Source organism: Rhizobium sp. RU36D, from assembly GCF_900176345.1.
In the GTDB taxonomy this organism is placed as follows: Bacteria; Pseudomonadota; Alphaproteobacteria; order Rhizobiales; family Rhizobiaceae; genus Allorhizobium.
Genome location: NZ_FWXU01000005.1, coordinates 110,222 through 133,129, shown reverse-complemented (window position 1 = coordinate 133,129; position 22,908 = coordinate 110,222). Strand labels below are relative to the sequence as shown.

General features: G+C 64.2%; 21 protein-coding genes. 17 read left to right on the top strand and 4 right to left on the bottom strand.

Annotation, left to right across the window (positions count from 1 at the left end):
- Positions 1 to 57: 57 nt before the first annotated feature.
- The 4 genes from B9A97_RS08340 to B9A97_RS08325 all read left to right on the top strand — a co-directional run bounded on the left by B9A97_RS08340 (position 58) and on the right by B9A97_RS08325 (position 4,846).
- Positions 58 to 1,083 (top strand): helix-turn-helix domain-containing protein, encoded by a 1,026-nt coding sequence (locus tag B9A97_RS08340; RefSeq protein WP_084364674.1) that lies wholly within the window; start codon positions 58 to 60, stop codon positions 1,081 to 1,083.
- 69 nt (positions 1,084 to 1,152) lie between these two features.
- Positions 1,153 to 2,091, top strand: a complete 939-nt coding sequence (locus B9A97_RS08335) for a SphA family protein (RefSeq protein WP_084364672.1) — start codon at positions 1,153 to 1,155, stop codon at positions 2,089 to 2,091.
- Positions 2,092 to 2,102: 11 nt separating this feature from the next.
- A complete protein-coding gene (locus B9A97_RS08330) occupies positions 2,103 to 3,326 on the top strand; it encodes an MFS transporter (protein WP_084364670.1) in 1,224 nt (407 codons plus the stop codon).
- A gap of 74 nt (positions 3,327 to 3,400) precedes the next feature.
- On the top strand, positions 3,401 to 4,846 hold the full coding sequence (locus B9A97_RS08325; protein ID WP_084364667.1) for an amidase: 1,446 nt from the start codon (positions 3,401 to 3,403) through the stop codon (positions 4,844 to 4,846).
- Positions 4,847 to 4,854: 8 nt separating this feature from the next.
- On the opposite strand, the gene B9A97_RS08320 is transcribed toward B9A97_RS08325, so the two are convergent.
- Complete coding sequence (locus B9A97_RS08320) at positions 4,855 to 5,730, bottom strand: helix-turn-helix domain-containing protein (protein ID WP_084364665.1); 876 nt, start codon at positions 5,728 to 5,730, stop codon at positions 4,855 to 4,857.
- Between the two features lie 92 nt (positions 5,731 to 5,822).
- Between B9A97_RS08320 and B9A97_RS08315 the strand changes: the two genes are divergently transcribed.
- The 9 genes from B9A97_RS08315 (at position 5,823) to hpaI (ending at position 15,047) form a co-directional block, all read left to right on the top strand.
- Complete coding sequence (locus tag B9A97_RS08315) at positions 5,823 to 7,385, top strand: 4-hydroxyphenylacetate 3-hydroxylase N-terminal domain-containing protein (protein WP_084364663.1); 1,563 nt, start codon at positions 5,823 to 5,825, stop codon at positions 7,383 to 7,385.
- Positions 7,386 to 7,392: 7 nt separating this feature from the next.
- Positions 7,393 to 7,905, top strand: coding sequence for a flavin reductase (locus B9A97_RS08310; RefSeq protein ID WP_084364661.1), 513 nt, complete (start codon positions 7,393 to 7,395; stop codon positions 7,903 to 7,905).
- 103 nt (positions 7,906 to 8,008) lie between these two features.
- Positions 8,009 to 8,395: a 5-carboxymethyl-2-hydroxymuconate Delta-isomerase gene (locus tag B9A97_RS08305; RefSeq protein WP_084364659.1), complete on the top strand. Its 387-nt coding sequence runs from the start codon at positions 8,009 to 8,011 to the stop codon at positions 8,393 to 8,395.
- 45 nt (positions 8,396 to 8,440) lie between these two features.
- A complete protein-coding gene (hpaE, locus tag B9A97_RS08300) occupies positions 8,441 to 9,958 on the top strand; it encodes a 5-carboxymethyl-2-hydroxymuconate semialdehyde dehydrogenase (protein WP_084364657.1) in 1,518 nt (505 codons plus the stop codon).
- A 58-nt stretch (positions 9,959 to 10,016) separates the two neighbouring features.
- Positions 10,017 to 10,997: a 3,4-dihydroxyphenylacetate 2,3-dioxygenase gene (hpaD, locus tag B9A97_RS08295; protein ID WP_084364655.1), complete on the top strand. Its 981-nt coding sequence runs from the start codon at positions 10,017 to 10,019 to the stop codon at positions 10,995 to 10,997.
- A gap of 98 nt (positions 10,998 to 11,095) precedes the next feature.
- Positions 11,096 to 12,508: a pyridoxal phosphate-dependent decarboxylase family protein gene (locus tag B9A97_RS08290; protein WP_084364653.1), complete on the top strand. Its 1,413-nt coding sequence runs from the start codon at positions 11,096 to 11,098 to the stop codon at positions 12,506 to 12,508.
- Positions 12,509 to 12,530: 22 nt separating this feature from the next.
- A complete protein-coding gene (locus B9A97_RS08285; RefSeq protein ID WP_084364651.1) occupies positions 12,531 to 13,403 on the top strand; it encodes a fumarylacetoacetate hydrolase family protein in 873 nt (290 codons plus the stop codon).
- A gap of 1 nt (position 13,404) precedes the next feature.
- Positions 13,405 to 14,208, top strand: coding sequence for a 2-oxo-hept-4-ene-1,7-dioate hydratase (gene hpaH / locus B9A97_RS08280; protein WP_084364650.1), 804 nt, complete (start codon positions 13,405 to 13,407; stop codon positions 14,206 to 14,208).
- Between the two features lie 29 nt (positions 14,209 to 14,237).
- Complete coding sequence (gene hpaI, locus B9A97_RS08275; RefSeq protein ID WP_084364648.1) at positions 14,238 to 15,047, top strand: 4-hydroxy-2-oxoheptanedioate aldolase; 810 nt, start codon at positions 14,238 to 14,240, stop codon at positions 15,045 to 15,047.
- Between the two features lie 61 nt (positions 15,048 to 15,108).
- Here hpaI and B9A97_RS08270 read toward each other — a convergent pair whose 3' ends face one another.
- Complete coding sequence (locus B9A97_RS08270; RefSeq protein ID WP_084364646.1) at positions 15,109 to 16,590, bottom strand: aldehyde dehydrogenase; 1,482 nt, start codon at positions 16,588 to 16,590, stop codon at positions 15,109 to 15,111.
- 59 nt (positions 16,591 to 16,649) lie between these two features.
- On the bottom strand, positions 16,650 to 18,101 hold the full coding sequence (locus B9A97_RS08265; RefSeq protein ID WP_084364644.1) for an APC family permease: 1,452 nt from the start codon (positions 18,099 to 18,101) through the stop codon (positions 16,650 to 16,652).
- 205 nt (positions 18,102 to 18,306) lie between these two features.
- Here B9A97_RS08265 and B9A97_RS08260 point away from each other — a divergent pair, with 205 nt between their 5' ends.
- Genes B9A97_RS08260 through B9A97_RS08245 form a run of 4 tightly spaced genes read left to right on the top strand, consistent with a single transcriptional unit; the run spans position 18,307 to position 22,374 of the window.
- Positions 18,307 to 19,089, top strand: coding sequence for an IclR family transcriptional regulator (locus tag B9A97_RS08260; protein WP_084364642.1), 783 nt, complete (start codon positions 18,307 to 18,309; stop codon positions 19,087 to 19,089).
- Between the two features lie 2 nt (positions 19,090 to 19,091).
- On the top strand, positions 19,092 to 20,345 hold the full coding sequence (locus B9A97_RS08255; RefSeq protein ID WP_084364640.1) for a Tm-1-like ATP-binding domain-containing protein: 1,254 nt from the start codon (positions 19,092 to 19,094) through the stop codon (positions 20,343 to 20,345).
- A gap of 2 nt (positions 20,346 to 20,347) precedes the next feature.
- Complete coding sequence (locus B9A97_RS08250) at positions 20,348 to 21,013, top strand: HAD family hydrolase (RefSeq protein WP_084364970.1); 666 nt, start codon at positions 20,348 to 20,350, stop codon at positions 21,011 to 21,013.
- Complete coding sequence (locus tag B9A97_RS08245; RefSeq protein WP_084364638.1) at positions 21,013 to 22,374, top strand: aspartate aminotransferase family protein; 1,362 nt, start codon at positions 21,013 to 21,015, stop codon at positions 22,372 to 22,374. Before B9A97_RS08250 ends, B9A97_RS08245 begins: the two co-directional genes overlap by 1 nt.
- 31 nt (positions 22,375 to 22,405) lie before the next feature.
- On the opposite strand, the gene hpaR is transcribed toward B9A97_RS08245, so the two are convergent.
- Entirely contained in the window at positions 22,406 to 22,876 is a 471-nt protein-coding gene (hpaR, locus tag B9A97_RS08240) for a homoprotocatechuate degradation operon regulator HpaR (protein WP_084364636.1), read from the bottom strand.
- Positions 22,877 to 22,908: the final 32 nt, after the last annotated feature.

Sequence of the window (22,908 nt, the reverse complement as noted above, 5' to 3'; positions counted from 1 at the left end):
ACATGATGTTGATTAACCTGTTTACTTTCTTCCAGAGGGGGCTGGGGAGTGTGAACGATGTCGAAGGATGGGCAAAATCAGGAAAGGCCGTCCGAAACCTGCAGTATACGCTCAAATGACGTGCTCGAACACGGCCGGCAGCTGCGCGGCTGGCGGCTGGAATGCGTCCAGCTGTCGGCGGGCGCGTTCGACGGCATCACCTGCGAATTGCAGCTCGACCATTTCCAGATTATCCGCGAGCGCACCAACCAGGCGCTGATCAAGCGCGGTGCGAGTTGGCCGGATTCGATCGTGCTCAGCCTGCCACTCGATGCATCGGGCCAGGGCTGGCTCGGCGGTCATCAACTGCCGGCCGGAGCCACGCTGCTGTCGGATGGCAACAACCTGCCAGAACTGCGCACGCCGACGCGGCTCGACCTCATCTGCGTGGCTTTCAGTCGCCGCTGGTTTACCATCCGTGTGATTGAGGCCGGTTACCTGCGGCTCGCCGAACATGTTTGGCGGCTCGAGCGCTTTTCCATCCCCGAACAGCATCGGCTGGCGCTCTGCGCCCTCCTGCTGTCGATCTTCGAGGAGGTCGAGCGTCAGCCGTCGATCCTGGTGCATGCCGCCAGCCGCGAGGCGCTGGAGGATACCCTTCTCGAAACGCTGCTCGCCGGGCTGGCGGAGTCGGTGCTGGTCACTCTGGCCGAGGACACCCCCCGCAAGCAACTCGCCGACCAGGTGCGCTACCTGATGCTCAAGGATCCGTCAGAGGCGCCCAATCTCGCCGAGATCTGCCGCAGGCTGTCGATCAGCCGCGCCCATCTGCAAAACTGTTTCCAGCTGTCCTACGGGGTCACGGCGACCCAGATGATCCGAGCCGCGCGGCTCCACGGTGTCCGCAGCGAATTGCGCGACGCCCGTCTCTCCGGCCGCCAGGTGTCGATCGGTGACGTTGCCGCGCGCTGGGGCTTCTGGCACTGGAGCCGGTTCACAGCCGACTATCGCCGGCAGTTCGGCGAGCTTCCTTCGGTGACGGTCAGACCCGCTAGGCTGTCACAGTCGCGGCAATTTAAAGGCGGCCGTAGCGATTCCGGATAACGGAAGGTTAAATCCCCTGCCTAGACTGCCCCCATTGGTTCATTAGAGACCATATTGGGGAACTAGAACATGACAGCACGCAGCCTGCACTGCGCCCGCGGCCTTGCCGCCGGTGCAAGCCTCCTTTGCGCCCTGGCGCTCCCGTCGATTGCCCTGGCGACCGAGAACGGCGCTACGATCACGCCCTTTGGCGTCCTCGATTTCAGCGCCGGCATGCTACCGCCCGCCACGCCGGTCGGCACCGTCGGGGTGCGCGCCAGCTATTACAGCGCGACCGTCCAGAGGGACGGCAATGGCAACGAGGTGAACAACAACTTCGACCTGACGGTCAAGAGCTATGCGCTCGCCTATATAAAAATGACTGAAGCCGAGTTGTTCAATGCCAGCTTAGGCTTCGGCGCCATCCTGCCGGTAATCGACATCGATGGCTCGCTGACGGTCCGTACGCCTGTTGGTGGTATCCCGATTGCCGGCGACGACTTTGCCATCGGCGATATTCAGCTCCTACCGATCATGCTGCAATGGAACGCGCCGCCGAACCTCTTCGTCAACGCGTCCCTGCAGATCCAGGCGCCAACCGGTCACTACGACGTCAACAATCCCTTCAATGCAGGGGTCAACCACTGGACCATTGCGCCGACCGTGGGGATGACCTGGATCAGCGATGGCGGCTTCGAGGTTTCATCGCGGGCTCAGCTGAGCTTCAACACCGAAAATCCGGATACGAAATACCAGAGCGGGGTCGAATATCTGCAGGAGTTTGCGGTGGGACAACACTTCGGCCCCTGGACACTTGGTGTCGGCGGTTATGCCTACCAGCAGCTCACGGACGACACGGGTCCACGATCGGGTGATGGCAATCGCGGCAGGGTCTTTGCGCTTGGGCCGGCGATCAGCTTCTTCGACCCTGGCAAGCCGGTCGTATCGGTGCATGCCTACAAGGAATTCGGCGCAGAGAACCGTGCGGAAGGCTACAACGTCGCCATCCGTATCGGCATGTCGTTCTGAGGGGTGAGGTCATGAGCCAAGCCCTTCCCACCACACCAGCCGCTGGTCCCGTCCAGGGCCTGATGATCCAGCTCGCCAGCAGCCTCACCGTCATGGGTGCGGTCATGGTGGCCCCGATCCTGCCGAAACTCGGCGCCGAATTCGGCACCTCCTCGCCCCAGGCGGCCGAACTGGTGCCGCTGGTCGCCACTGGCCCGGCGCTCTCGATTGCGCTTTTTGCCCCGATTGCAGGTGTCCTTGCCGATCGCTTCGGGCGCAAGGCGATGCTGCTCATCGGTACCTTGCTCTACGCCATCCTCGGCTGCCTGCCGGCCTTTCTGCACGATCTCAATTCGATCCTGCTGGTTCGCCTGCTGTTCGGCTGTGCCGAAGCCATCCTGATGACCTGCTGCACGACGTTGATCGCCGACTACTGGATCGGGGAGGAGCGATCGAAATACGTCAACCGCCAGGTGGTCACCATCGGCATCGTCGGATCGATCTTCTTCGTCATAGGCGGCGCGGCGGGCGAATCCTCGTGGCGCACGCCGTTCTACCTCTATCTCCTGCCGCTGCTACTCCTGCCCTTCCTGGTCAAGCTGTTGTGGGAACCGGCGCGGCGCGTCGAGATCGATGCCGAGACCAGCGCCTTCTCGAAGGGCGAAATCTGGACGACCGTCGGCCTCTCCTATCTCATGGTCTTCATGGGCATGGTCGCCGCCTTCGTCGTGCCGGTCATGGCGCCTGGCATTCTGGTCGCCCTCGGCGTCACCTCGACTGCGATGATCGGACTTTGCACAGGGATCGGTCTGCTCGCTACCCTGGTCGGATCAATCGCCTGGCCGGCCACGCGAAATCGCATCGGCATCGCCGGCACCAATGCCTGGATGATGGCCCTGATCGCCGTCGGCCTTCTGCTTTTGACCCAGGCGACGAGTTTCCAGACAGTCCTGGTCGCGGTGGTCATCCATGGTCTCGGCGTCGGCTATCTGGTGCCGAACCTGATGCTGCCGCTGCTGATGAAGCTGCCCGCCCGGTTCCGTGCCCGAGGCGTCGGCGGTTTCACCTCCTGCCTCTATCTCGGTCAGTTCGCCAGCCCGCTGATCATCATCGCGATCGCCCAGGGTTTCGGCGGTATGCCGATGGGCCTCGGTGCGGCGATCAATGCCTGGGCCACCGTGATGCTGGTCGTGGCAGCAGCCTGGGTCGTCGTCCGGCTGGCCGGCGGTGCCAAGCGGCACGCCCCAACCCATTGAAACGAAAAATTGAAACGCGCTCTTGCAGGGCGGCCCCACCCCGCCCTGCTGCCCGACAACCTGAGGAGCCGAACATGAACGCATTCGTCAAAGATACGCATCTGCCCGACGGTCTCGCGACTGCCGATCTCGTCCGCAAGGGTCATCTTTCTGCCCGGGAAGCGGCCGTGCAGGCGCAGGACCGCATCCGCAAGGTCAATCCGGCGCTGAACGCCATCGTCGACGATCTGTGCGATCGGGCCATCGAGGCGATGGACGGCACCGTCGCGCAAGGCGCTTTCGCCGGCGTGCCAACGCTGGTCAAGGATCTCTTCCTGCCGCTCCAGGGTGCCCGCATGAGCAACGGCTCGCTGGTCACCGGAGATGCCCTCGCGCCCTTCGATGCGGAGGTCGTGAAACGGCTGAAGGCAACCGGCGTCAGCATTTTGGGTACCACGACCTCCCCGGAATTCGGCACTTCCTACACGACCGAATCCCGCGCCTTCGGCCGTACCGCCAATCCCTGGTCGCTGGACCATGTCGCCGGCGGCTCCAGTGGCGGGTCGGCGGCGATGGTCGCAGCCCGTGCCGTTCCCTTCGCGCTCGGCAATGATGGTGGCGGTTCGATCCGCGTTCCTGCCTCCTGTTGCGGCATCTTCGGGCTCAAGCCAAGCCGTGGCCGCGTTCCGATGGGCCCGGCGATCGGCGAGGGTTGGGCTGGCATGGGTTGCACCAATGTGCTGTCGATCTCGGTGCGCGACAGTGCCGCCATGCTCGACCATCTGAGCGGCATGGATCTGGGCGCGCCCTATGCCGCGCCGCACGACGAGAAGAGCTTGTTGTCGGCGAGCGGGATACCCCCGAAGAGCCTGAGGATCGGCCTGGTGCGCGACCTGCCACCGTTCCGCACGGCGCCGGACTGCATCGCCGCCGTCGAGGATGCGGCCTCGCTCTGCCGCGATCTCGGCCATGTCGTCGAGGACACTACACTGCCGGTCGATGCGATGGAATACTATGATGTCGTCTTCAACGTCATCGGGGCGCAGACGAAAAGCCTTCTGCGCTTCCTCGGCCAAATGGCGGGCAGTCCCGTCGACGAGGCGGGGCTTGAGGCCCGCACCCGGATCATCCTTCGCGAAAAGGGATCGATCGACGGGGCGACCTATGCCGCCTCGGTCGACTGGATCCACGCCTTCGGGCGCCAGATGGCCCATTTGCTCACCCGTTACGACGTGTTGCTGACGCCCACGCTCGCTAAGCCGCCGCAGACACTCGGCAGCTTCGACATGGATGACAGCAACAGCTTCGGCGACCTGATCGAGCGCTTCCACAGCTTCTCGCCCTTCACCTCGCTGTTCAACGCCAGCGGCCAGCCGGCGATGTCGGTCCCGCTCTACTGGTCGGCCGAAGGCCTGCCGATCGGGTCGCATTTCGCTGCCGGCTTCGGCCGCGAGGATCTGCTGCTGTCGCTCGCCACCCAGTTGGAAGCGGCGCGTCCCTGGGCGGGCCGCATTCCGCCCATCAATGCCCTCGCTCCCTGAGAACCGGATCAACCTCCCGGTTCGACCTGCCGGCGGCGCCATGCCGCCGGCGCTTCTCCCGTCCGCCTGCGGAAAAATCGCGAGAAGTAAGCCGGATCCTCGAAGCCGATCTCGCGGCCGATGTCTTCGACCGGCCGAATGGTGAACATCAGCAGACGCTTGGCCTCCAGCAGCCGCCGTTCCATCAGCATGTCCTTGACCGTCTGGCCGAAGGTCTCGCGCGCTGCCTTGTCGACGAGGTGCGGCGTGGACGCCAGCAGCTCGACATACCGCGAGACCGGCCAGTCCTCGCGGTAGTGCCGGTCGATCGCCCGGCGCAGGGCCACCGCGAGCAGCCGTCCGGGGACAGCCTCGTCCAGCCCGTGGCCACCGCCGAGCTTTGCGATCTGCGACAGCACAACGCCGATCAGGCCCGAGATCAGCCTTGGGCTTGCCGCGGTCGCCGTCCTATACTCGTCCGCCACCATCCGGATCAGCACGTCGAGCCGTTCCCAGGCCGGATCGTCTGCGGTTCCAGCGATCAGGCGGGGCCGGGTCAGGTCGAGATCGACCTGGGCTTCGAGCGTCCGCAGGAGGTCGTCGGAGATCGACACGACGATTGCGTCCGAACTTTCATCTACCGTGAACCCATGCACCACGCTCGACGGTACGAAGCTCAAGGTCGGTGCCGAAAAATTCCAAGTCCTGTCTTCGATCCGATAGGTTCCGCCTCCTGAGAACCAGTAGGTGATCTGCCCCAGTTGCGGATGTTGATGCGGCGCAACATGGCCGAAATGGACGCTTTTCCGTTCCATGACGGTCTCGACATGGACAAAACCCACATCGAGCATGCGGCTGGGCTCACCATAGACGAAGAAGGCTGGGACGGTGTTTTTCTGGGTCATGCCGGGAAAAGTACCAGCGAATTGCCTGGTTTGTCCATGGAGCGCCGGCGTCCCCGGATTTAACGTTTGTCATGCATTCGAGGAGGACCATCATGCGAGCAGAAGATCACCGCAGCGACAAGACCCGTCCGTTCACCGGCGCCGAATATCTAGCCAGCCTTCGGGACGGCCGCGAAGTCTATATCAATGGCGAGCGCATCGCCGACGTCACCACCCATCCCTCGATGCGCAACTCCGCCCGCTCCATCGCCCGGATGTATGACGCCCTGCACGACGAGAAGACAAAGGAGCGGCTGACCTCGCCGACCGATACCGGCTCGGGCGGCTATACCCACAAATATTTCCGGGTCGCCAAGTCGTCGGACGAGTTAGTCGCCCAGCAGGGTGCGATCGCCGATTGGGCCCGCATGTCCTATGGCTGGATGGGCCGCACCGCCGACTACAAGGCGGCGCTGATGAACACGCTCGGCGCCAATGCCGACTGGTACGGCCCGTTCAAGGACAACGCCCTCTCTTGGCACAAGCGTGCCCAGGACAGCGTGCTGTTCATGAACCACGCGATCGTCAATCCCCCGATCGACCGGCACAAGCCGGCGGATGCCGTGAAGGACGTATTCGTCCATATCACCAAGGAAACCGACGCCGGCATCTATGTCTCTGGTGCCAAGGTCGTCGCCACCTCCTCGGCACTGACGCACTACAACTTTCTCGCCCAGAGTTCGGCGACGGTGACCGAGGATCCCTCGCTGTCGGTCATGTTCATCGTGCCGATGAACGCGCCTGGTATCAAGATGTTCTGCCGTGTCTCCTATGAAGAGGCCGCCAACAGCGCGGGTCAGCCCTTCGACTATCCGCTGTCGTCGCGCTTCGACGAGAACGACGCCATCCTGGTGCTCGACAATGTCTTCGTGCCCTGGGAAGACGTTCTGGTTCTGCGCGATGCAGCTAAGATTCTGTCCTTCCACCCGGCGTCCGGCTTCATGCACGGCTACTGTTTCCAGGGCTGCACCCGGCTTGCGGTGAAGATGGACTTCCTGGCCGGCCTGCTCGCCAAGGCGCTGCGCGCCACCGGTGGTGACGCCTTCCGTGGCAACCAGGCGATGCTCGGCGAAGTGATCGCAATCCGCCATCAGTTCTGGACTTTTTCCAATGCCATGGCGCACAACCCGATCCAGTGGGCGAACGGCGCAGTCCTGCCCAATCTTGAGGCGGCACTGTGCTACCGCACCTTCATGTCGGAAGCCTATCCGAAGGTCATCGATATCGTGCGCCGGACCGTGGCTTCGGGTCTCATCTACCTGCCGTCTTCGGCCAAGGATTTCCAGAATCCGGAGATCAACCGCTATCTCGCCCAGTATGTGCGCGGCTCCAACGACATGAGCCATATCGAGCGCATCAAGATCATGAAGCTGCTCTGGGATGCGACCGGTACCGAGTTCGGTGGGCGCCACGCTCTCTACGAATTGAACTATGCCGGTGCGCCGGAAGAGGTGCGCCTGCAGGTGCTGAAGGGCGCCGAGCGCGGCGGCACGCTGAAGAAGATGGAAGCGCTCGTCGACCAGTGCATGGCGGATTACGACGAAAACGGCTGGACTGGCGATACCTGGCAGGGGCCGGCCACCGACCTGCGCCCGCTGCGCGACGCCGCCGAGTGAGGCTGCCATGACCATCGCCGTCTCGAAAAGCGAATTCCGCAACGCCATGGCGCGTGTCTGCGCGCCTGTCAATGTCATCACCACAAAGGGACCCGCCGGCCGCGGCGGGTTCACCGCCACCGCCATGTGCTCGGTCACCGACGAGCCGCCGACGCTTCTGGTGTGCATGAATGCGCGCTCGGCGCAGACCGGTTTGTTCGTAGAGAACCGCCGCTTCTGCGTCAACGTGCTCACTCCCCAGCACCGGGATCTGGCCGGGTTCTTCGCTGGCCAGCAAAGCGACATGGATGCGCGCTACGCTGCCGCCGACTGGATCGACCTGCCTTCCGGGAACCAGGCGCTCGCCGATGCCATGGTCTCCTTCGACTGCCGGCTGACCGAGGCCCGGCTGGTGGGCACGCACAACATCTTCATCGGCGAGGTCCTCGACATCCGCGCCCGCAAGGACGGCCACGCGCTCCTCTATTTCGACCGCAACTACGTGCATGTGCCGACGCAGGCCGGCAGCTTCGGCGGCTGACACAGTCTCACCTGTCGTCGTCTTTTCGCTGCCAACACGGCGAAAAGGGGACTTGACATTCGATCCGATCTTTAACATGTTAAATAAAAAGTTCGGAGGAGACATGCCACACCTGACCGTCGAATATTCGGCCAATCTCGATGGCCGTGCCGATCTCGACCGGCTCTGCGCAGCCCTGCTCGAAACCTTGCTTGATACCGGGTTGTTCGAGATCGGCGCCGTTAGGGTGCGGGCACTGCGGGCCGAACATTACGCCATCGCCGACCGGCTGCCGGACAATGCCTTCGTCGACCTCAATCTGCGCATCGGTCAGGGTCGCAGCGCCGAGGAGAAGAAGCGCACTGGCGAGGCCTTGTTCGCCACCGCCACAGCGCTGCTCGCGCCTCTGCTTGCGACGCCGCATTTCGCGCTGTCTCTGGAGATCCGCGAGATCGACGCCGAACTCAGCTGGAAGAAGAACGCCATCCATCCGCGTCTGCGCGGCCAGTAAACCGAAAAAGACAACGCCGCCCGCCGGTGACCCGAGGAAAACCCTATGTCGACACTGCAGGAAAATATTGCGAAGGCCGAGGCCTATCTCGCCCGCTTCCAGGCGCAGGGCGTCCTGAACCGCATCGGCGGTGAGGATGTCGCGGCCGCTGACGGCACCACCTTCGAAACCATCTCGCCGGTTGACCTGAGGCCGCTGGCCAGGGTTGCGCGCGGTAAGGCCGAGGATATCGACCGCGCCGCCAAGGCGGCCAAGGCCGCCTTCGCCGACTGGGCGGCCATACCTGGCGACCAGCGCAAGAAGCTCTTGCACAAGATTGCTGACGCGATCGTTGCCCGCGCCGAGGAAATCGCCTTCGTCGAATGCATGGACACCGGTCAGTCGCTGAAGTTCATGGCCAAGGCCGCCCTGCGCGGGGCCGAGAATTTCCGCTTCTTCGCCGACAAGGCGCCCGAGGCGCGCGACGGCAGGACGCTGCAGGGGCCGGGCCAGGTCAACATGACGACGCGGGTGCCGATCGGTCCGGTTGGCGTCATTACGCCTTGGAACACGCCCTTCATGCTGTCGACCTGGAAGATCGCCCCGGCGCTGGCCAGCGGCTGCACCATTGTTCACAAGCCGGCCGAATTCTCGCCGCTCTCCGCTCGTATGCTGGTTGAGATCGCCGAAGAGGCGGGCCTGCCCAAGGGCGTGTGGAATCTCGTCAACGGCTTCGGCGAAGATGCCGGCAAGGCTTTGACCGAGCACCCACTGATCAAGGCAATCGGCTTCGTTGGCGAGAGCCGCACGGGCTCGATGATCATGAAGCAGGGCGCCGATACGCTGAAGCGCGTGCATTTCGAACTCGGCGGTAAGAACCCGGTCGTGGTCTTTGCCGATGCCGATCTCGAACGGGCCGCCGATGCTGCGGTCTTCATGATCTATTCGCTGAACGGCGAGCGCTGCACCTCGTCGTCGCGCCTGCTGGTCGAGGCCAGCGTCTACGACAAGTTCACCGCTCTGGTCGCGGAGAAGGCCAAGCGCATCAAGGTTGGCCATCCGCTCGACCCCGAAACGGTTATCGGCCCACTGATCCATCCGGTGCACGAGAAGAAGGTGCTGGAGTATATCGAGATCGGCAAGTCCGAGGGTGCCAAGGTGGCGGCCGGCGGCGCGAAGTTCGATGGTCCAGGCGGTGGCTGCTACGTCTCGCCGACGCTGTTTACCGGCGCCAACAACCAGATGCGCATCGCCCAGGAAGAGATCTTCGGCCCGGTGCTCACCGCGATCCCGTTCAAGGACGAAGCCGAGGCGCTGTGTCTCGCAAATGACGTCCAGTACGGCCTGACCGGCTATCTCTGGACCTCGGACGTCACGCGCGCGTTCCGCTTCACCGAACATCTCGAAGCAGGGATGATCTGGGTGAATTCGGAGAATGTGCGCCACCTGCCGACGCCGTTCGGCGGCGTCAAGAATTCCGGGATTGGCCGCGACGGCGGTGACTGGTCCTTCGATTTCTACATGGAAACCAAGAACATCGCCTTCGCCACCAAGCCACACGCCATCCAGAAGCTCGGCGGCTGATCGCCCACAGAATAAGACCCGGACCTGCGGTGCCAGCCGCAGGCGGGAGGAGGACATCATGGCACTACCGGAACCCAATCTCTACCCGCCCTTCAACATCGTGCGTCTGAGCCATGTCGAGTTCGGCGTCACCGATCTCGCCCGCTCGCGCGCCTTCTATGTCGATACACTCGGCCTGCAGGTGACCGACGAGACCTCGGACGCGATCTATCTGCGCGCCATGGAGGAACGCGGCCATCACTGCATCGTGCTGCGCAAGTCCGATAAGGCCGAGGCGCGCGATCTCGGCTTCAAGGTCTATGACGAGGCCGAGCTGGATAAAGCGGCGCAGTTCTTCGAGGCCAAGGGTCTTGGCGTCGAATGGGTCGAGCGGCCCTATCAGGCGCGCACCTTCCGCACCCGCGATCCGCATGGCACGCCGCTCGAATTCTATTCGAAGATGGACCGCCTGCCACCGATCCACCAGAAATATGCGCTCTATCGCGGCGTGAAGCCGCTGCGCATCGACCACTTCAACTGCTTCTCGCCGAATGTCGACGAAAGCGTCGCCTTCTATAACGAGATCGGCTTCCGGGTCACCGAATACACCGCCGACGAGGAGACCGGTCGTCTCTGGGCGGCCTGGACCCATCGCAAGGGTGGTGTGCACGACATCGCCTTCACCAACGGTAAGGGTCCGCGCCTGCACCACACCGCTTTCTGGGTGCCGACGCCGCTCAATATCATCGACCTGCTCGACTTGATGGCGACCACCGGCTGGGTCGCCAATATCGAGCGTGGTCCGGGCCGTCACGGCATTTCGAATGCCTTCTTCCTCTACATCCTCGATCCGGACGGTCACCGCATCGAGATCTACTGCTCGGATTACCAGACGGTCGATCCGGATCTTGAGCCCATCCATTGGGACCTCAAGGATCCGCAGCGCCAGACGCTCTGGGGCGCGCCGGCACCGAAGTCGTGGTTCGAGCATGGCAGCCTGTTTGCTGGTACTGCCGTCCGCGAGCCCGACCTCAAGGCCCAGCCGATCATCGCCCCCTGATCGGTGCCGCCGTTGCTGATGACCCGGCTTGCCCCGTCGATGACAAACACCGACAAAGGGCGGGCCGGGATGGCCGGCGAAGGGAAGGGAGTGACGCCATGGATGAGACGGAATTTCGCAACTGGTCACATCGGGCCGCCGATTGGGGCGCCGATTACCGTGCTGGCCTGCGCGACCGGCCGGTCCGGGCGCAGACGAAGCCGGGCGACATCATCAGGCAGATCGCCGTGTCGCCACCCGAACAGGGCGAAACGATGGAAGCGATCTTCGCGGATTTCGAGCGCATCGTGCCGGATGGGCTGACCCATTGGCAGCATCCGCGCTTCTTCGCCTATTTTCCCGCCAATGCCGCGCCGGTCTCTGTCATCGCCGATTATCTGGTCACCGCTGTCGCTGCCCAATGTATGCTCTGGCAGACCTCGCCGGCGGCGACCGAGATGGAGACCCGCGTCACCGACTGGTTGCGTCAGGCGCTCGGCCTGCCCGAGGGCTTTGCCGGCGTCATTCAGGATTCAGCCTCCACCGCGACGCTCGCCGCCGTGCTCGTCATGCGCGAGAGGGCGCTCGGCTGGACCGGCAATAGTGCGGGACTGGCCGGCGAGGCGCCGGTGCGCATTTATGCCTCGACCCAGGTGCACACGTCGATCGATCGGGCGATCTGGATCGCCGGCATCGGCGAGGCCAATCTGGTGCGCATCCCGACGAGTGGGCCGCTGCACGGCATGGACCCGGCAGCACTCGAGGCGGCGATCATCGCGGACCGGGAGGCCGGCTTGCTGCCGGCCGGCATCATCGCCTGCACCGGTGGCACCTCGATCGGCGCCTGCGATCCGATCGCGGCGATCGGCGAGATCGCCGGCCGCCACGATCTTTATATGCATGTCGATGCAGCCTGGGCCGGGTCGGCGATGATCTGCCCGGAATTCCGATCCCTCTGGGACGGCATCGAGGCGGCGGATTCGATCGTCTTCAATCCCCACAAGTGGCTCGGCGCCCAGTTCGATTGCTCGGTGCAATTCCTCAAGCGCCCGGAGGAACAGGTCCGCGCGCTGGCGATCCAGCCGGAATATCTGAAGACCCATGGCCATGACGGGTTGATCAACTATTCCGAATGGTCGGTGCCGCTCGGTCGCCGCTTCCGCGCACTGAAGCTCTGGTTCTTGATGCGCCATCACGGGCTTGATGGCCTGCGGGCGATGATCCGCAATCACGTCGCCTGGTCGGTGGAACTCGCGGAGATGCTCCGCGCCGAACCGGATTTTTCCATCGTCAGCGAACCGATCCTGTCGCTCTTCTCCTTCCGTCACGAGACGGCGGGCGATCCCGACCGGCACACCATCGCCGTCGTCAACGCCATTAACGACGACGGCCGCATCTACCTCACCCAGACCCGTGTCGATGGGCGGATGGCCATCCGCTTCCAGGCCGGACAATTCGAGATGACCCGCGACGACATGCTGACCGCCTTTGAGGCGATAACCACGATCGCGCGGGTGACAGACGCGGCGTGACTGCACGCCAGAAGGAGACGCCATGACGCCGAGACCGAGACTGTTGAGCTTCCGCCACCAGCGCGCCCTGAAATACGGGCTGGTGGTCGGCGAGGGCGTGGTCGACTTGTCGAAGCGCCACCCGGAATGGCCGAGCCTGCGCGAAGTGATCGAGGCGGGCGCGCTTGTTAAGCTTGCGGAAGAGGGGGCGGCTCTCGCGCCGGATCATGCGCTGGCCGATATCACCTTCGAGATCCCGCTGCCAAACCCGGAAAAGATCATCTGCGTCGGCGTCAATTTCCCCGACCGCAACGAGGAATACAAGGATGGGCAGGCGGCGCCGTCGAACCCCTCGCTGTTCATCCGTTTCCCTCGCTCCTTCACTGGCCATAACCAGCCGCTGATCCGTCCGCCGGAAAGTGCGCAGCTCGATTACGAGGGTGAAGTCACCATCGTCATCGGCAAGGGCGGTCGTCGCATTCCGGAGAGCGATGCGCTCGGTCACATCGCGGCGCTGACGCTTTGCAACGAGGGCACGATCCGCGACTGGGTTCGCCATGCCAAGTTCAACGTCACCCAGGGCAAGAATTTCGATCGCACTGGCTCGATCGGCCCCTGGCTGGTGCCGTTCACCGACGAAAGTCAGCTTGCCGACATCAAGCTGGAAACACGGGTGAATGGCGAGGTCCGCCAGAGCGACCGCACCAGCCGGATGATCTTCTCCTTCCGGAAGATCATCAATTACGTCTCGACCTTTACGACGCTGGTGCCGGGCGACGTCATCGTTTGCGGCACGCCGACCGGGGCGGGCGCTCGATTCGACCCGCCGATCTGGCTGAAGCCCGGCGACGTCGTCGAGGTTGAGGCCGAGGGCATCGGCCTCCTGTCCAACACCATTGCCGACGAGGGGATCTGATATGCTGACAACGAGCGAAATCATAGCTGCGGCTGAGAGCCTGGACCAGGCAGAACGGACCCGGGTGCAGACCGGCCTCCTGTCGCTCCGCCACCCCGGCATCACCATGGACGACGCCTATGCCATCCAGAGCGCCTGGGTGCAGAAGAAGATCGCCGCCGGTCGCAAGGTGATCGGCTGGAAGATCGGGCTGACCTCCAAGGCCATGCAATATGCGCTGAACATCAACATTCCCGATTCCGGCGTGCTGTTCGACGACATGGTCTTCGAGGATGGCGCGACCGTGCCGAAGGACCGCTTCATCCAGCCGCGCATCGAGGCCGAGATTGCCTTCGTGATGAAGGCGCCGCTGAAGGGGCCCGGCGTCACGGTCTTCGATGTGCTGAACGCCACCGACTATGTCACGCCGGCGCTGGAGATCCTCGATACCCGCATCCGGCGTGTCGATCCGGAAACGAAGAGGGCGCGCACGGTCCATGACACGATCTCCGACAATGCCGCCAATGCCGGCATCGTCACCGGCGGCCGGGCGGTTCGCCCCGACCAGATCGACATGCGCTGGATGGGCGCGATCGTCAGCCGCAATGCCGAGGTCGAGGAAACCGGTCTCGGGGCCGGCGTGCTCAACCAGCCTGCCCGCGGCGTCGCCTGGCTCGCCAACCGCCTTGCCCAGTACGGCGACGGCATCGAAGCCGGGCAGGTCGTGCTTGCAGGCTCCTTCATCCGCCCGGTCGAGGCCCGTCACGGCGACACCATCGTCGGCGATTTCGGCCCCTATGGCAGCGTCAGCCTGTTCTTCGAATAGGCGACTTTTCTTTCAGCGGAGGGCATCCCATGCCGGCACCGAAAAACCAGTTCAAGCAGGCGCTCGCCGAGGGCCGCGTCCAGATCGGCCTGTGGCAGGCGCTTGCCAGCCCCTATACGGCCGAGATCTGCGCCGGTGCGGGCTATGACTGGCTGCTGCTCGATGCCGAGCACGCCCCCAACGACATTCCGCTGCTGGTGTCGCAGCTGCAGGCGATGAAGGGCAGCGAAAGCCAAGCCATCATCCGCCCGCCGATCGGCGAAACCCATGTCGTCAAGCAGTTGCTCGACATCGGCGCCCAGACACTGCTGATCCCAATGGTCGAGAGCCGCGCGATGGCCGAGGCCATGGTTAGGGCCGTGCGCTATCCGCCGCACGGCATGCGCGGCGTGGGCGCGGCACTCGCGCGGGCTTCGGCCTTCAACCGCATCCCGGACTACCTGCAGACGGCCAATGCCGAGATCTGCCTGCTGCTGCAGGTCGAAAGCCGCGCCGGTCTCGACAATCTCGATGCCATCGCCTCGACCGACGGCGTTGACGGCGTCTTCATTGGTCCCTCCGACCTTGCCGCCGACATGGGCCATCTCGGCAAGCCCGGCCATCCCGAGGTCCAGGCCGCCGTCGAAGTGGCGATCGCGCGCATCCGGTCGCATGGCAAGGCGGCGGGCATCCTGATCGGCGATCTCGCGCTCGCCAAACGCTACCAGGAATTGGGGGCAAGCTTCATCGGGATCGGCAATGACGTGACGCTGCTCGCCAATGCCACGACGCGGTTGCTGGCCGACTTCCACAGCACGGCGGCGGCTCAAGCCCCCGATCCGTCCGCCCGGGTCTACTGACAGCGTTCTTTCCAGCTTTGCGACCGGCAAGCCTGTTGGGCGTCACCGGTCTGCAGGGTCGTCACAGCTGAATCCAGGCCGTCTTCAATTCGGTATATTTGTCCAGCGCATGCAGCGACTTGTCATGGCCGTTGCCGGACTGGCGCATGCCGCCGAGCGGCACCGTATTGTCGGCCCCGCCATAAGTGTTGACATGCACGACGCCGGCCTTGATCGCCCGGATCATCCGGTGAGCGCGGCTGAGATTGGCGGTCCAGACGGCCGAGGCAAGGCCATAAGGCGTCGAATTGGCGATCGCCACAGCCTCCGCCTCGTCGCGGAAGGGCAGGACTGAGAGCACCGGCCCGAAGACCTCCTCGCGGGCGATGGTCATCTCAGGCGTCACGTCGGCGAAAATGGTCGGCTTGAGGAAATAGCCCCCGGTCTCGGCAAGGAGCCGCGTGCCACCAGTCAGCAGGCGCGCGCCCTCTCGCGATGCTCCGGCAATGAAGTCGAGATCCTTCAGCAATTGCGTCTCGCTCGACACTGCGCCGGCCTCGGTGCCGAGGTCGAGCGGGTCGCCCAGCTTCATCTTTTCGGTGATCTCGACCAGTCGGGCGGTGAATTCCGCCTGGATCGACTGTTCGACGAGCAGCCGCGAGCCGGCGACGCAGACCTGGCCGGCATTGCGGAAGATGCCGTAGGCGGAGATCTTCGCCGCCTTGTCGAGATCCGGCGCGTCGGCGAAGACGATGTTGGGCGACTTGCCGCCGAGTTCGAGATAGACCCGCTTCAGGTTGGAGCGGGCGGAGTATTCGAGGAGCTTGCGCCCGACCGGGCCGGAGCCGGTGAAGACCAGCACGTCGACATCCATATGCAGGCCGAGCGCTTCGCCGGTGACGGCACCCTGGCCGGTGACAACGTTGAGCACGCCGTCCGGCAGGCCGGCCTCGGCGCAGAGTTCGGCAAGCCGGAGCAGGCTGAGCGAGGCGACCTCGGCGGGCTTCAGCACCACGGAATTGCCGGCGGCCAGCGCCGGGGCGATCTTCCAGGCGCCGATCATCAGCGGGAAATTCCACGGCACGATGGCGCCGACCACGCCGACCGGTTCGCGGTGGATGAGGCCGAGCACGTTTTCGGCCGTCGGCGCGATCTCGCCATAGACCTTGTCGATCGCCTCGGCATAGTAGCGGAAGGTTCCGGCGGCACTGCCGGGTTCGGCCTTCAGCGCCATCTGGATTTCGGTGCCGTTGTCGCGCACGCCGAGCACGGCGAGTTCGAGCGCATGTTTCTCGATCAGGTCGGCGATGCGCGAGAGCACCTTCTTGCGCTCGGCCGGTGCGGCACGCGACCACTGGCCCCGGTCGAAGGCGGCGCGGGCGGCCTGCACCGCGCGGTCGACATCTTCAGCACCGGCATCGGCGATGGTCGTCAGTTCCCTGCCGTCGAGCGGCGAGATCACCGGCAAGACCTTGCCACCCTCGGCCGCGACCCAGCGACCGCCGATAAAGAGGTTCCGGGCGGCAATCGGCTTCAGCCGTTCGATGTCGATCTTGTCCTGCATGCTGCGGCTCCGTGTCAGTGGGGGAAGCCGGGCGGTGAGGGCCGCCCGGTCATATTGGCTTATTCTGCCCGGGCGGTGCCGAGCCGGGCAAAGGCCGATGCATCTGCCGATTTCAGCTTCAGCGCAAGGACAAAGCCGATACCGGCGGCGATCAGCACGAGACCCGGAAGCAGCACGGCGAGCGCACCGGTTACGCCGGCCAGGTCGCTGAAATTGCGCACGATCGTCAACACCACGCCGGTCAGGATCAGGCCTGCCACCGCCGGCACGACCTTGGTCGTCAGTTGATTGGCTTCGAGACCCGAATTGCGGCTGAAGAAGGCGACGATGGCGAAGGCAGTGAGCGCCATCAGCACGATGATGCCGAGCGTGCCGACATTGGTCATCCAGGAGAACAGCGCCAGGATCGGGTCTTGTCCGGTCACGGCGAAGAGCCCGACGACGAGGAAGGCGATGACGGTCTGCGCCACCGAGGCGACGTGCGGGCTCTGGAAGCTCGCATGCGTGACGCCCAGGCCCCTCGGCAGCAGGCCTTCGCGGCCGGCGACGTAGAGGTAGCGGGCGACGCCGTTCTGGAAGGCGACGACGCCGGCAAAGACGCTGGTGATGAAGAGAATGCTCATGATCGGCGAGAGCCAGGCGCCGACATAGCGCTCGGAGGTCACGAACAGGAAGGTGGTCGGGTCGCTCAGGCCCTGCAGTTCTGGCAGGAGCTTGTCGTAGCCGGAGGCGTTGACCATCAGCCAGGAGGTCAGCATGTAGAAGACGCCGATCAGCAGCACGGAGATATAGGTCGCCCGCGGCACGGTGCTGTGGGCATCGCGCGCCTCTTCGCTGTAGATGGTCGTCGCTTCGAAGCCGATGAAGGCGGCGAAGCCGAACAGCAGGCCGATCGCGGGCGAACCGGAGAAGAAGGCCTCGGTGGAGAAGGGCTTCAGGCTGAGCCCGCTGTCGCCGCCGCTGCCGAGGATGGCGACGTCGATGATCAGCACCACCAGATATTCGAGGATGACCAGGATCGTCAGAATCCGGGCCGACAGGTCGACGCGGCGATAGCCGAGCAGGCCGACGATCAGCACGAAGCCGAGCGCGTAGAGCCACCAGGGCAGATCGAGGCCGAGGCTGGCGAGAAAGCCGGCGGTCGCGGCCCCCAGCATGCCGAACAGGCCAACCTGCATCGTCGCATAGGCGAGGATGGCGATCAGTGCCGCCGCGCCACCTGCAAGGCCGCCGAAGCCCTGGGCGGTATAGGCATAGAAAGCGCCGGCATTGCGGATGTGGCGAGCCATGGCGACGTAACCGACCGCAAACAGCAGCAGGATCGCAGTGACCAGCAGAAAGGTCGCGGGCATGCCGGTTCCGTTGCCGAGCAACATGGCGAGCGGCACGCCGCCGGCGACCGCCGTCAGCGGTGCAGCCGCCGAGACCACGAGAAAGGTGATCGCCCCTGTGCCTAGGCTGTTCTTGCGGAGCTGGTTGCCCCCGCCTTGTTGTGTCGTGACGTCTATCATGTCTGTTCCCCATTATTGTGAATGACGCAGATCTCCGGTGATGCCGCCGTGCGGATCGCGCGCCTCCCAAGCCTCGATCATCACCAGGCCGATTGTTCGGCTCTTTTTTCGTGGTTCAAATAATGAACCAATGATTTAAATATAGACTTGCAAATCGGCGCTGTCGCTGTCAAGTTATTTCGCATGTTAAGTATATGGAGGGATCGTGAGCACAGTCGGAAAGGCCTTGGGGCTTCTCAATCTGGTTTCGTCGCTGGACGAGGACGTCGGTCTGACCGATCTCGCGCGCATGGCCGGCTTCGACAAGGCAACCACGCGCCGGCTGCTGATGGACCTCGAATCTTTCGGCTTCATTGAGCAGGACGAGGCAAGCCGGCGCTATAGGCTCGGCCCCGCGCCGGTCAGGCTTGCCCGGCTGCGGGAGGCACGCTTCCCCTTCCTCCGTTCGGCCGTTCCCTTCGTCAAGGCACTGGCCGATAGCACGGGTGAAACCTGCCACCTCGCAGAATTCGCCAATGGCGAGCTGCGCTCGCTGCATGTCGAGGCGCCACCGCGCGCCAACCGCATCAATGTCGAGATCGGCGTGCCGCTGCCGCTGCATGCGACGGCCTCTGGCCTCGCGCTCTTGGCGCGTCTCGATGCGGCGCGGATCGCGACCCATCTGCGGCCGCCGCTCGAAGCCTTCACCGGCGAGACTGTGACCGACCCGTATGCCCTGCGCCAACGGCTCGCCGAGACGCGTGCGCGTGGCTGGTCGATCAGCCGCAACGGGCTTGAATCCGGCGTGATTTCGACGGCTGCAGCGATTGTCGCGCCCGACGGCCAGCCGGTCGGGACGCTCGCCATCGCGGCTCCCGCTTCGCGGGTGGAGCAGAGCACGCTGACGCGCTTCGGGGAGCAGGTGGCCGAAGCCGCCCAGGCGCTCGGCGACAGACTTTTCGGGAAGGAAAGCGCCTCAGGCGCCGATCATCAACGACAAGGGGAATAAGCATGTTTGCAGGACGGGAGGAGCCGCAGATCTTCATTTACGGGACGGGGGACACCAAGGCCGACGAGATCCGGTTCATGGCCAGCGTCATAGCTCGGGCCGGCGGCAAGCCGGTCCTAGTCGATGTCAGCGTACTGTCCGATCCGCCTTATGTGCCCGACTATGGCCGTCACGATATCGCCGCCGCTGCCGAAACCACGATCGAGGCCATCATCGACAGCGGTGACGAGAACACAGCCATGGCACTGATGGCCAGGGGCGCTGTAGCACTGACCCAGCGCTTGTTCCGGGACGACGAGATCGACGGTATCATTGTGCTTGGCGGTTCCATGGGCACAGATCTCGCGCTCGATGTCGCCGCCAGCCTGCCGCTCGGCGTACCGAAATTCGTCGTCTCGACCATCGCCTATTCGCATCTGGTGCCGCCGGAGCGCATCTCGCCCGACCTGATGATGATTCTCTGGGCGGGCGGTCTCTTTGGCCTCAACCCGATCTGCGATGCGGTGCTCGCCCAGGCCTGTGGTGCCGTGGTCGGTGCGGCCAAGGCCTCGCCCCGCCGCAACAGCGTTCGCCCGCTGATCGGCATGACCTCGCTCGGTTCAAGCTGCCTCAAATACATGAAGCACCTCAAACCGGAGCTGGCCAGGCGCGGATACGATCTCGCCGTGTTCCACGCCACCGGCATGGGTGGCCGGGCCTTTGAGGCGCTCGCCGCCGATCGTGGTTTCGCCGCCGTGCTTGATCTGTGCACCCAGGAGGTCAATAACCACCTGAACGGTACCTGCGTCACATCAGGCCCCGATCGGCTGGAAAATGCCGGCCGCCAGGGCATTCCGCAGATCGTCGCTCCGGGCGGGGTCGACATGGTGGACCTGCAGGCCTGGCGCGATCTGCCGGCGGCGCTTGCCGACAGGCCTTACCACGCCCACAACCGGCTGCTCGGCTCGGTGACCACCGATCTCGATGGGCGCAGCAAAGTGGCGCGGGTGATCGCCGAAAAGCTTGCAAGGGCGACCGGACCGACCGCCTTCGTGCTGCCCACCGAAGGCATCCACGAATGGGACAAACCCGGCGAACCGCTGCATGACCCCGAAGGCCTCGCCACGCTGATCGCGGAACTTACCGAAGTGATGCCCGCCTCGGTCGCGTTCCATCGCATCGACACCCATATCAACGCCCCCGCCTTTTCCGCCAAGGTCATGGAGATCTTCGACGCCTGGGTAGCCGAGGGACATATCCCGGAAGGCAGGCCATGACCATGACGACGCGCGCGCTCATCCTCGATTTCGGCGGGGTCGTCACCCGCACGTTGTTCGAGACGCACGACATCACCGAACGGGCGCTTGGCCTGCAAGCGGGCACGCTGACCTGGCGCGGTCCCTTCGACCCCGCCGGCGATCCTTTGTGGACCCGCATGCAGGCCCGCGAAATCAGTGAGCGCGACTACTGGATGGAGCGGACCCGCGAAACCGGCCGCCTCGTTGGCGAGGACTGGACCGACATGAAGACCTTCGTCCAGCGCGCCCGTGGTGCGGAGGCTGAACTCGTGCTGCGTCCCGAGGCCCGGGAGACCATCCTTGCCGCCAAGGCCGCGGGCCTCAAGCTCGCCATCCTGTCCAACGAACTCGACCTGTTCTACGGCGTCGAGTTCCGCAAGCGCTTCCCGCTGATCGACCTGTTCGACGTGATCATCGACGCCACCTATACCGGCATCCTGAAGCCAGATCCGCGCGCCTATGCGATGGCGGTCGAGGCGGTCGGCCTGCCGATCGGTGACTGCGTCTTCGTCGACGACCAGCTGAAGAATATCGAGGGGGCGGTCGCCGCAGGCCTTCCCCATGTCCATTTCGACGTAACCCGCCCGGCAGCAAGCTTTGCACTTGCCCGACAGATGCTGGGCCTGCCAGAGACCGGAGACGCCTGATGCGCGAGACAAATTTCCTCATAGAAAACAATGCCAAACATCTTTGGCACCCGATGGCCCATCCCGCCGAGATGCGAACCCATCCGCCCAAGATCGTCAATGGCGCCGATGGTGTCGAGATCACCGATATTCACGGCAAGACGGTGCTCGATGCCGTCGGCGGCCTGTGGAACGTCAATCTGGGCTATTCCTGCGAGCCGGTGAAGGCGGCGATCCGCGACCAACTCGAGCAGCTGCCCTATTACTCGGCCTTTCGCGGCACCACTAATTCGCCGCTGATCGAGCTCTCCTACGAACTCGCCGAATGGTTCCGCCCCGATGGCATGGTGCGCTCCTTCTTCACCTCGGGCGGGTCAGATTCGGTCGAGACGGCGCTGCGGCTGGCGCGACAATTCCACAAGATCAACGGCCAGCCGGAGCGCACCAAGTTCGTGTCACTCAAGAAGGGCTATCATGGAACCCATTTCGGCGGCGCCTCGGTCAATGGCAACGCCAATTTCCGCCGCAACTACGAACCGCTCCTGCCGGGCGTCTTCCATCTTACAGCCCCCTATCTCTACCGCAATCCGCTCGATATCGATGACCCCGCGGCGCTGGCCAACATCATCGCCCGCGAGTTCGAGGACGAGATCGCCTTCCAGGGGGCCGACACGATCGCCGCGCTGATCCTGGAGCCGGTGCTTGGCGCCGGCGGCGTAATCGTGCCGCATGAGAGCTTCATGCCGTTGATGCGGTCAATCTGCGACCGCCATGGCATCCTGCTGATCGCCGACGAGGTCATCACAGCCTTCGGCCGCACCGGGGCATGGTCCGGCTCGCGGCTGTGGAACGTCCAGCCGGATATGATGTGCACTGCCAAGGCCATCACCAACGGCTATTTCCCCTTTGGCGCTGTCATGATCGGCAGCCGGGTGGTCGAGGCCTTCGAGTCCAACAAGAACAGCTTCGGCGCGATCGGGCACGGCTACACCTATTCCGGCCACCCGGTCGGCGCGGCCGCGGCGCTGGCCACGCTCAAGGAAACCGGGCGCCTTGACGTCGCCGCCAATGCCGGCGCGCGCGGTGCTGAACTGTTGGCCGGACTGGAAAGACTTAAGGACAAGCATGCACTGGTCGGCGACGCACGCGGCAAGGGCCTGATGTGCGCGGTCGAGCTGGTTGCCGACCGCAAGACCAAACAGGCTGCCGCCAAGGACGTCGTTGCCGAGGCCTATGAGGGCGCCTATGAAGCTGGCGTCATGGTGCGTACTTCGGGTGCCAACATCATCCTGTCGCCGCCGCTGGTGATTACCGCTGCCGATGTCGAGCGCATCCTGTCGGCACTCGACGCCGGCCTGACCCGGGCGGCCGCGAAGGTCTGAGGCCCGGACAAGATCGCTGTCGGGGAGGGAATCACTCCTCCCCGATTGTGGTCGCACCATCGAGCTTGAGGCTCGCGAGGTCGTCCAGCATGTCGAGGAGTGCGTCGACCCGCTCGCGCCCGAAACGGGCGTCTATCTCTGCATAGACCCGTCTGCTATCCGGCATCACCTCTTCGATCATTGCCGTGCCCGCAGGGGCGATCCGCAACAGGACACGGCGACCGTCTGCCTTGTCCTTGTGTTTGGTGATGAAACCGCGCTCCTCGAGCGACTTGATCATTCGCGTCAGGCTTGGGGCGAGGATGAAGGCCTTGTCTGCCACTTCGCTTGCATCCAGCGTGCCCGTCTCGTGAAGAACGCGCATCACGCGCCACTGCTGCTCGGTCACGTCGTGGTTGGCCAGGATGGGACGGAAATGGCTCATGACAGCCTCGCGGGCCCTGAGCAGGCCGATCGCCAACGAGCGTCGGCGCTCGGTGACGTTGGTTTTCAGTTCCAGCATGCCAATGGTATCCTTCGGAAGCGTTGACTGAG